This is a genomic window from Acinetobacter sp. UBA2063 (assembly GCF_002333245.1).
Taxonomy (GTDB): Bacteria; Pseudomonadota; Gammaproteobacteria; order Pseudomonadales; family Moraxellaceae; genus Acinetobacter; species Acinetobacter parvus.
Window position 1 is genome coordinate 1 of record NZ_DDAH01000007.1, and the last position, 10,120, is coordinate 10,120.

The following is a 10,120-nucleotide window of genomic DNA, read 5'->3' on the forward strand; positions in this document are numbered from 1 at the left end:
GGGTACACCATTGTGGGGGTTGGACATTTGGTCAAATGGTGATGTGCAGCTCAGCCTGACTTTATTATGGGTGATTCTGGCATTTATCCTGATGACTTTTTCCAGTCGCCGTCATATCCGCCAAATCTGGTTTGTGGGTGCTGCGTTGTTGGGCATTGTGGTGGCTAAATTATTACTGCTGGATTTGTCGCAAAGTGGTACGTTGACGCGCGTGATTTCATTTATCGGTTCGGGTGCGGTCATGCTGGTGATTGCCTATCTCGCACCTTTGCCACCTGCGTTTGAGGAAAGTCAGGAAGAGGGCTAATCAACTCTCTTTCTGCTCTTTTTTAAGTTCTTTCTGATGGGCATATTGATCAAGCTCATCATCCTCAAGCGGGATGGGGCGGTCAATCAAGCCCATTTTCGGTACAGGGATTTCAATCTGATTTTCCACAAAGCCATTTCGTACCCGTTCCTGCATCTCATCGCGAACCTTTAGGGCATTTTCCTGACGGCACCAGACAGAAAACAGTAATTCAATCGATGATTCCCGAAATGCGGTCACGGTTACGGTTGCCTTTGGGTCATCCATTACCAAAGGATATTTGGCTGCAACTTCCAACAGAACCTGCCTTACCTTAATGATGTCCTCATGGAAATTGATCGCCAGCGTGATGGGAATCCGCCGTATTGGATATTTGGACAGGTTCATCACAGGTGTTCGAATCAGTTGCTCATTGGGTAGGCGAATATAGACATTATCTAGTGTGAGCAGTTTCACAGACAGCAGGTCAATTGAAATCACCTGTCCCTCAATGGTCTGCCCACGAATCAGGGTAATCTGAATGGTATCACCAACTTCAAATGAACCTTCACCGATCAAAAATAAACCGCTGATCAAGTTGGTCGCCGATGTCTGTGATGCAAAACCCAAAGCAACGGTCAGAATTCCTGCTGCACCCAAGAACACGCTGAGTTTAAATCCAGCCTCTCTTAAGCTAGTCATAATAAATAACAGGAAAATAAAATAAAAAATCCCTCTACGCCATAGCAAGCGTTGATGGGCATTAAAACGATTTCCAATTGTACGAATGAAGGCATTAGATACCAGTCTTGCGATTACAAAACCAATAAACACTAAAATAATCGCAACAACGATTTCGCTTAAACGTTCGAAGTTAATATTGGTGAAAATACTGGCGAGACTGCTAGCAACATCCTTTGGAATATTCGAATCAGGCATAGCAACCTCTTAAAAGAATGAATCAAACATATAGAATAATGTACTTCCAGGCGCACGAGGAGGATGTACATAAATCACTTCACCTGCTTGAGTTGGGGTTCTATTCTCAATCCGAATACGTGCTGGATGATCCATACCTTCATAATAGACTTTGATTTGTGAAGTCCATAAACGACCTGTACTTTCACTATAGAGCAGGGGAAGAGCAGGAACAGGAACATTCATACGATCAAAACGCAGTTGATGCTGGCTGGTGTTGTGGAACTCAATTGGAGTGACTGCACGGAATGCACGCGGTTTGAGCAGATTTAAGTCAGTGCGCCCATCCACCGAGGTGGCATAACAAATTTCACCATGCTGGGGATCTTTTCCAAACCAGGTATCTTTCGGCTGGATGATGGGAATATCAAATAAAGGTTCAGTCAATCCCCCAACCAAGCCTGCAATCCATAAGGGCGTACTGATATAAAGTGTTCCACGTTGACCTGCTGGGATATAAATTGGGTCTACAGGCTTGATGACCACAGAGCGATCTGCCAAACGTGGCATTAAGTGAAATGTACTTTGGGTGTTATGGAACATATAACGTTCAATCTTTGCGGGGTGGGGCATTGCAAAATCAGTATCGCTCAGCATTTTCCATTGTTGTTCATAATCGTGCTGACATTGTGGACGATGATATTCCAGCCGCCATTCCTTAATGCCACGGGTCAGCCGAAATAACAGTGAACCGAATTGCCAAGCCTTGGCCTGCTGAATTTCAAATTGTTGTTCTCCCCACCATTTCAAAATGTTGGCATGGGGCGGCTGATATTGCTGCTTTTGATATGAATTATTTTGAGACAAGATGCAAAATTCCTGTGTGAGTATGCTAAACAGACTTCACGCTGTAACTCGCTTAGAGTACACTCAAGCATCTTTTTTATCATTATTTGTATGATGCAAATACTTAAACAAATACAAATTCCTTATAGTTTTGCCAAAAGACATGGCGTTTTGTTACGTTACGAGGGCGATCAGGCATTTATTGTGCGACGGAAAGACACCGCACGGATTGCCTTGCAGGAAGCGCGTCGAATTTTGGGGAAATATGCCCACGATCAATTGTGTAGCGATCAGGAATTTCATGCCCTGCTCAGTTCTAGCTATGCAGGGGATACAGGTGAGTCGCAACAGGTTGCGGCAGGTCTGGAAGATCACCCTGATTTACTCAGTCTGGCTGATCAGGTACCTGAAGCTGAAGACCTGATGGATCAGGAGGATGATGCGCCGATTGTTCGCCTGATTAATGCGCTATTGTCAGAAGCGATTCGTGTCAGCGCATCCGATATTCATATTGAAGCCTTTGAGAAAAAACTTTCGGTACGTTTACGTGTCGATGGTCAACTGCGTGAAATTGTACAGCCACGTCGTGAACTTGCGCCGTTGTTGGTGTCACGTATTAAAGTCATGGCAAAACTGGATATTGCAGAAAAGCGTATTCCTCAGGATGGTCGTATTTCACTTCGCTTGGCAGGTCGTGAGGTCGATGTGCGTGTCTCCACCTTACCATCTTCCCACGGTGAACGTGTGGTGATGCGTTTGCTGGATAAGCAGGCTGGACGTTTGAACATGACCCACCTGGGCCTAATGCAAAATGACTATGAGCGTCTGACCCAACTGGTACATCGTCCGCATGGCATTATTTTGGTGACAGGCCCGACAGGTTCGGGGAAAACCACCACACTTTATGCGGCATTGTCTGATCTCAACGACAATACCCGCAATATCCTGACGGCCGAGGACCCAATTGAATATCAACTTGAGGGGATTGGACAGACACAGGTTAATACCAAGGTGGATATGACCTTTGCCCGTGCCTTGAAAGCGATGTTACGTCAGGACCCTGACGTGGTAATGGTGGGGGAGATCCGTGACCTTGAGACGGCTGAAATTGCGGTACAGGCATCACTGACAGGTCACTTGGTACTCTCCACACTACATACCAATACCGCCATTGGTGCAGTGACCCGCTTAAAAGATATGGGCATTGAACCATTCTTGTTGGCGAGCTCCCTGATTGGTGTGATTGCTCAGCGTTTAGTGCGTACCTTGTGTCCACATTGTGTGACTTGGCGTAAGGCCGATGATTTTGAACGACAGGTTTTCCAGCATTTAAATGTGGATCAACACATGGAATTGCCTGAACCTAAAGGGTGTGAGCAATGCTCTCATGTTGGCTTTAGTGGCCGAACTGCAATCTATGAAATTGTCCCTGTGGATGAATCTTTGCGTCGTTTGGTTCATGGCAATGCGGCTGAATATGAACTGGAAAACCATGCGCGCCGTTACGCAGGTTCAATTCGTGATGATGGCTTAAGAAAAGTCTTGGCTGGTAAAACCACTCTGGAAGAAGTGTTGAGAGTGACCAATCAAAGTGAAGAGGTTTAGGAATAGGTCGTAGACAGTACTTAAATATGTCAATCAAACACTTAAAAACAGAAATACTTTCCTGTTTGCGAACATTAAAAGGAAGTGGAAAATTCGCCACTATACAACGTCACGATTTCATATTACCTGGTTTACACGTTGAGGGAGTTGGAGAAATTTCATTCCCTCTACATGAAATACACGCGAAAGCATTATTATGCGTTGCAGAACAAGCACCTTTTGGTAAAGGTAGTGAAACGATTGTTGATACACAGGTGAGACGTACACAGCAAATTGATGCAGCACAATTTCAGTTTGCTAATCCACAATGGCAGCGTTTCTTAGATCAGCAACTTGAACAGATAAAAACTGATTTAGGTCTAAAAGATTATACCATTACAGCAAGCCCTTATAAATTATTGGTTTATCAAACGGGAGATTTCTTTTTATCCCACAAAGACGCTGAAAAAGAAAAAGGCATGTTTGGCTCACTGATTATCAATCTTCCCTCTCATTATACTGGAGGCGAGTTATCCATTCAGTTTGATGGTGAAGAAATCATTGCTGATTTTGCACAGGATGCCGCAAACTATACAATAAACTGTGCTGCATTTTATGCAGATTGTGACCATGAGATCAAACTGCTGACATCAGGCTATCGGATATGTCTGGTCTATAATCTGATACAACAAAAAACAGCCCCTAAAATTGAATTACACTCCATGAGCCAATATGTTGATAATTTGGTTGATATTTTTCAACGTTACCCATCAGATCAACCTTATATCACTTTATTGGGACACCAATATACCCCTGAAAATTTTGCCTATCATGCTTTAAAATTAAATGATCGCTATAAAGCGGATGTTTTACTCAAAGCTGCCAAGAAAATGGGCTATTACGCTAAACTCTGTTTGGTTACTGCCTATCAATCAGGAACGCCTGTTGATGATGGCTATAATTATAGCTATGGGGAAGAGGGTGGTGATGAAAATGCAGAAATAGATGAAATCCATGATGAATCTTTAGATATTGAGAATTGGCTTGATAATGAATATCCTGCTTTAAGCCATATTCACTTTGAAGAAAATGATTTAATCACCTCATTTGCAGTGGATGAGGGTGAACCAATTGTGAAAGAATCTACAGGGTTTATGGGAAATTACGGGCCTGATTTAACACATTGGTATCATCATGCTGCAGTGGTGATTTGGTCTCCTGAACAAAACGTGCAATTACTGGCACAGCAAGATGTTGCAACTCAACTGAGCTGGATGGCATATTTTACTCAAAATCAAACGGCATCCAAGCTGGAAATTGCAGCGATCAATCAACAACTGGATTATGGATTTGGTGATCGTTGCCGTCAACCCGACCATTTCAATGCTGTTGTAGATTGGCTTATTTGGCAAAATCATCAAGCTTTTCTCAATAAGATTGAATATGAATACTTGCAGTTATTATTTAATCGGATTGATGCAGAATATTGGCAAAAGCTTTTGGATTGGTTGCCTCAAAATGAGCATGTGCAATTTTTTGAAAAAATAACCACAGAAATTTATCCTAGCTTTTTAGAAAAACTCTTGGCAGTGTTCTGTGTATTGCTGTCTGATACGAAATATGCTGAATTAATTCAAATACAGATGGACCTGTTGCCAATGTATTGGGCAAAATTACCACGTTCTGGTTCAATACAATTGAGCAGTTCCGCACTTACACATTTATTTGCACTAGATGCTCAATTGTCACCCAATCAGGCTTGGATTGATTGTATCAGTCAGGCAATGATTACGCATCTTGACTGGAAATATATTCATCAGACACTTGTTCCGCAACTACTGAAAAACCAGAGTATAGGCAAAATTCATGCGAAATTAATGGATTACTGTCAGCAATATTTGCAACAACGTGTAGATCAACCACCCCAGCCACCTAAAGATTGGCAACGTGCTTTACCTGATACCCAAAATAATGTACAGGTTTGGCAGATGCTTGCAGACTTTATGCAATCAGCGACAGAAGAAATTTTTGATTATCGGAAAAACCAAGCTGAGCGAACACTGGTTGAAAATGCCATTCGTAATACAACGGTTGATCTTGCGATGGAAACCATACGCAAAGGTTCGCCACATACATTAAGGTTAATGAAAACGCAAGCGAGTTATGAGCGTCTGCTCAGAAATTGGGAACAGGATGTATGGTTGTTGCGTAAGATTAAGTCAAAATCTACGTCATAATGAATCTGGCAAGATTGGTTAGATCGATGATCTAACCAATCTTATGGTTTCTCGTATTATTTTGAGTACTTCAAAATCGCATCTTAAAGATATCGTCAAAATCAATCATTTTTCTGCTGAGTCGGCGGCTCTAACAACGTTGATGGCGGTACGCCCAAAGTTTGAAAAAGTTGATCATTATGGTCAGATATTTACCGTATGCACATATTTTGTATTAGCTAAGCTTTATGATGTGTTTAGTAATTGATTAATCTGCGATGCTGTATGAGTGGCATGGAATGGCGAATGGCATTCTGTTCATCAAGGTCAAAAGCACTGGTTACTAAACCATGCCCCTCAGTGTCTATCATCTGTAAAAGCTGACCACGACTATCCGTAATCCCTGCATGCCCCCAGGTTTGACGCTGTTCCCCATGCCAGCCTTGCTGTGCAGAACCAAGAACAAAACACTGGCTATCCATGGCACGTGCCTGTAGCAGCAGTTGCCAGTGCAGTTTGCCTGTTGTGTAGGTAAATGCGGCGGGCGCGGTTAGAATATTCGCCCCTTTGGTGCGTAACATCAACGAGAGTTCTGGAAAACGCAAGTCATAACATACCATTAGTCCGAGATTACCAAAAGATGTTCTGGCAACAACAACCTCATCACCAGGCTCAAAAAATCTTGATTCCTGATAACCCCCAACAGCGTCACCCACCTGAACATCAAACAAATGGATCTTGTCATAACGTGCTTCTGTACGCTCAGGACTAATGCATAAACTGACGGTACGCACACGACCATCCTGAATGATTGAGCCATCAGGACGAAATGGGCAGGGAAGTGTACCCGCAACAATCCAGATCTGGTAGCGGTGAGCAAGCTGTTCCAGTCGTTGCTGAATAGCCTCAAACTGTGCTGCGGTCTCGCGTTGCTTACCTGCGGCAAAACAGACAAAATTTTCAGGGAAGACAATCAGTTCAGCATCTTGGGCCTTACTTTGCTGAATCAATGACTCAATGACAGTGAAATTCGTTTCAATGTCATCTTGAGAGTTCATTTGTACAACAGAAAGCAGACTCATATAGGTACCACAATATTAGGAGGCAACGATCAGGCGTTTTGTTTTTGAGTATCCTGGTTTAAACAATCCTGTTCTTTTTGCAACTGCTTGACCAGTGGTTCAAACATATTCTGATTGTTTTCATTCAGGCGCATCAGGGTCTTATGCGCGTCCAGTACTGTATTTAACATTGCACTGTGTGTCACAAATTCTTCTGTTAGCTCCAGCGTGCACACACTAGGATCGCCGCAGTAATTCAGGATCACAAAAACCTGCCCCAGCCCCATGCTATTCGCCAGGGTGGTAATATCTGGATTGGTTGAAAGCATGACTGCCTGTATGTGATGGACTTGTTTAAGCTTAAGACCGAGTTTTGCAAGTACGCCCAGGACAGTACTATCAATAAATGTGGTCTGGGTTAAATCAACGATTGCACCAACAACATTTTGCTGCTGTTCAATCTTGTTGAGTAGCTTGTCCAAACTTATACAAGATTGGGCACGCACTTCGCCAATAAGCTTGAAAATATGCGTTCCATTTAAGCTTGCATATTCAACATGACCTGTTGACATATAAATGCCATTTTCAGAGAAAGGATATAAAATTATCCCATAGTGATATTCTAGACACAAGTGGTTGGATGCTGTGATCTAATTAAAACATTGATTTTAAAATTAATTCATTCGGCATAAACTCAGAATGGCAATATCATCAGCCACATGGTCGGGAGGCTGGAAAGAGTTGTTTTGAAGGTGGGTGACCAGTTGGTTAAATTGCTCATTTAACCCGCCATCAAAAGGTTCCAGTGCGCCATCGGAACATAAAATAAAGCGGGAATGACGGTTTAGTACACAATGATGCTCTTCCACTTCCAGTTCTTCGGTCAAGCCTAATGGAAAGCTGCTGGTTGTCAGAATCTGGGGAGGCTGATTTGGTTCAAAAATGATTGGGGGAGGATAATGCCCCGCACTTGACCAACGCACTTCGTGGCTAACCAAATTTAGAACCCCTGCCACCATAGTGATATGCTTTTCAATGTTTTCCTGTACCAGCATGGCATTGAGCTTTTGGATGAGCTGGCTTGGTGTCTTTGACCTACCATGAAATGCCGCCATCCATGAGGTCAATAAACTGCTGGTCACCCCATGCCCTGACACATCGGCAAGATAGAATAAAATTTCTTCATCATTCAGACGCCAATAATCATACCAGTCCCCTGAAAGATAGGCAGAAGGCTGAAAAAAGGACTCAAACTGATAATTGGGTAGTTCAATTGGATTGGGTAAAAGGCGCTTCTGTAACTCAGCGGCGGAAGGTAGATCGCGGCTATCCTGATTACGTTTATACTGGGCATCAATTTTAAATAAGGCATGAACAGGATTTTTAGGTAGGCTATCCCAGATCCAGCCTGCCAATGCTCCCATTTCCCATGCTTGTGCCAGAGCAGTTCCTTCATCTTCAAAAGCCAGCACAATGGTAGGCAACTTCCATTGGTATTTTAAAAAGTCCTGAACATCTGCAATTGCAATAATTGTGGGATCATACAAATCTAGATCATCAACATGAATGACTTGTAAACTCGGTAACTCATTCAATGACTGATCTAAACAAGGTATTGAGCGTGTGGGCTGAATGAAATACATAGATGAATAGCCGATCCTTTGTATGATCATTTTTTAATTCATCATAGATGAAAGATGATGAAAAACATAGTATTGCCAACATTTGAAATCTTTGGCAATACTGAAGTCCATAGGGAAAAATCTTGTCTTTTTATTTGTCATCAGCAGATGAGTCATTTGTATCATCTTCATCACTAATAAATGAAATATCAGACGAATCCCCATGCTTTTCAGCAATTTGGAAAGCTTTACGCTGTAGGTAGAAATCACGAATCATCGCATATTTATCGCCTTTCAGGCTTTCCTCAATATCAGGAATCTGGGAACGGGCATCAACTGCTTGTAACAAATTCGTTGACCAATATATGCCTTTCTGATCATCCAGCAAATATTTTTGAGGGCGACCATAACTATCAGCGAGCAAACCAAAACCATCACGGAACGTACTGGGGCCAAAGAAAGGCAGCATGACATAAGGACCTGAGGCAATACCATAATAGCCTAGCGTTACCCCAAAACTCTCTTCTTCTGTTGGCAATCCCAGACGACGTGCAGGGTCAGCAAAGCCTAAAGTCGTTAAGGTGTTGATTGTGAAGCGACCTAGACTTTTAGCTGCACGTGTTGGGCGGCCCTGTATGAACTGGTTGACTGCATTCCACGGTTCACCCAAGTTTTTCCTGAACTGACGATAAGGACTACGAACCTCTTCTGGAACCTTGGCAATATATTGTATGGCTACTGGCTTTAATATATTACGGTCCAGCATGTCATTGAATGCATAAATCTGGCGGTTCAATGGTTGTAAAGGGTCTTTTACCGCATCAGGCTGAGCTGCATTTGCATTTACTTTTAAATCATTCTTGGTGAGATGCTTCAAATCTTTTATTGCTTGAATCGTGGTCGGGTTTTTCTGTTCGGTTGTTGCCTGATTCTCAGTAGTATTGCTCTGGTCTGCCGATTCATTGGGAGTCTCTTGCGCGAATACTGATGAACATGCTCCAGCAGTTAACAACCCAAGCAAGATAAAATTTGAGTAATGCATATAAGTCCTTAATCGCGTTAGAGCGAAATTACAGTCATTAAATGATTGCCTTGATGCAAACATTATATAGAAACGGCATATAGTTTAATTGTTCTTCTGGTATTAAAACAAATTCGGTTGAAAAATATAAGCTGGAAAGTGTTTTTGATTGAAAATTGTTCACTTGGATATATTAATTTAAAAAAGCACTTGCAAGGTATTTAGAATGATCTATAATGCGACTCCATCGGCGGTGCTGTTGATTGAAAGTTGTTTTAAATCAATTATTTAAAGTGGTTTAAAATAAAGTTGAAATTACCTGTTGACTTTAAAGAGATTTAGAGTAACATAGCCGACCTAGCTTGATGATGACGAATCATTGAGAAGATCATTAAGAGAATAGAAGAACAACTTGTGTGGATTTTTACTGATTGATCGATCGAATATATTTTCATTGATTGAATGGTAGAAATTACTCGAAGTTTATTTGAGAAATATTTGTCAGAAAATTGATGAGCCAGATTTGGTGCTTAGAATAAAGCACAAATGATATTAAACTGAAGAGT

Annotated in this window: 9 protein-coding genes; 3 read left to right on the top strand and 6 right to left on the bottom strand. The window is 42.1% G+C overall.

Annotation, left to right across the window (positions count from 1 at the left end; genetic code table 11):
- Positions 1-307, top strand: a 307-nt coding sequence (locus B4H32_RS00235) for a DUF2339 domain-containing protein (RefSeq protein WP_286799019.1), incomplete at its 5' end; no start/stop codon positions are given.
- Here the strand turns inward: B4H32_RS00235 and B4H32_RS00240 are convergent.
- Positions 308-1,225 (bottom strand): mechanosensitive ion channel family protein, encoded by a 918-nt coding sequence (locus B4H32_RS00240; RefSeq protein ID WP_004769803.1) that lies wholly within the window; start codon positions 1,223-1,225, stop codon positions 308-310. It lies immediately after the preceding gene.
- Positions 1,226-1,234: 9 nt separating this feature from the next.
- Positions 1,235-2,071: a hypothetical protein gene (locus B4H32_RS00245; protein WP_286799020.1), complete on the bottom strand. Its 837-nt coding sequence runs from the start codon at positions 2,069-2,071 to the stop codon at positions 1,235-1,237.
- A 93-nt stretch (positions 2,072-2,164) separates the two neighbouring features.
- Between B4H32_RS00245 and gspE the strand changes: the two genes are divergently transcribed.
- Together gspE and B4H32_RS00255 are read left to right on the top strand one after the other, a co-directional pair.
- Positions 2,165-3,655 carry a type II secretion system ATPase GspE gene (gene gspE, locus B4H32_RS00250; protein WP_286799021.1) on the top strand — a complete coding sequence of 497 codons (1,491 nt, stop codon included), beginning with the start codon at positions 2,165-2,167 and terminating at the stop codon, positions 3,653-3,655.
- Positions 3,656-3,681: 26 nt separating this feature from the next.
- Positions 3,682-5,871, top strand: coding sequence for a 2OG-Fe(II) oxygenase (locus B4H32_RS00255; RefSeq protein ID WP_004683019.1), 2,190 nt, complete (start codon positions 3,682-3,684; stop codon positions 5,869-5,871).
- Between the two features lie 236 nt (positions 5,872-6,107).
- On the opposite strand, the gene B4H32_RS00260 is transcribed toward B4H32_RS00255, so the two are convergent.
- From B4H32_RS00260 to B4H32_RS00275, 4 genes are all read right to left on the bottom strand, one after another.
- Entirely contained in the window at positions 6,108-6,932 is an 825-nt protein-coding gene (locus tag B4H32_RS00260; protein WP_004683015.1) for a carbon-nitrogen hydrolase family protein, read from the bottom strand.
- Between the two features lie 29 nt (positions 6,933-6,961).
- On the bottom strand, positions 6,962-7,483 hold the full coding sequence (gene gigB / locus B4H32_RS00265; RefSeq protein ID WP_004675727.1) for an anti-anti-sigma factor GigB: 522 nt from the start codon (positions 7,481-7,483) through the stop codon (positions 6,962-6,964).
- Between the two features lie 102 nt (positions 7,484-7,585).
- Positions 7,586-8,554 (bottom strand): RsbU family protein phosphatase GigA, encoded by a 969-nt coding sequence (gene gigA / locus B4H32_RS00270; RefSeq protein ID WP_004675729.1) that lies wholly within the window; start codon positions 8,552-8,554, stop codon positions 7,586-7,588.
- 130 nt (positions 8,555-8,684) lie between these two features.
- Positions 8,685-9,575: an MlaA family lipoprotein gene (locus B4H32_RS00275; RefSeq protein ID WP_004683013.1), complete on the bottom strand. Its 891-nt coding sequence runs from the start codon at positions 9,573-9,575 to the stop codon at positions 8,685-8,687.
- Positions 9,576-10,120: the final 545 nt, after the last annotated feature.

Coding starts and splice junctions, on each gene's coding strand:
- B4H32_RS00240 (WP_004769803.1), bottom strand. CDS start 1,225: ATGCCTGATTCGAATATTCCAAAGGATGTTGCTAGCAGTCTCGCCAGT.
- gspE (WP_286799021.1), top strand. CDS start 2,165: ATGCAAATACTTAAACAAATACAAATTCCTTATAGTTTTGCCAAAAGA.
- B4H32_RS00255 (WP_004683019.1), top strand. CDS start 3,682: ATGTCAATCAAACACTTAAAAACAGAAATACTTTCCTGTTTGCGAACA.
- B4H32_RS00260 (WP_004683015.1), bottom strand. CDS start 6,932: ATGAGTCTGCTTTCTGTTGTACAAATGAACTCTCAAGATGACATTGAA.
- gigB (WP_004675727.1), bottom strand. CDS start 7,483: ATGTCAACAGGTCATGTTGAATATGCAAGCTTAAATGGAACGCATATT.
- gigA (WP_004675729.1), bottom strand. CDS start 8,554: ATGTATTTCATTCAGCCCACACGCTCAATACCTTGTTTAGATCAGTCA.
- B4H32_RS00275 (WP_004683013.1), bottom strand. CDS start 9,575: ATGCATTACTCAAATTTTATCTTGCTTGGGTTGTTAACTGCTGGAGCA.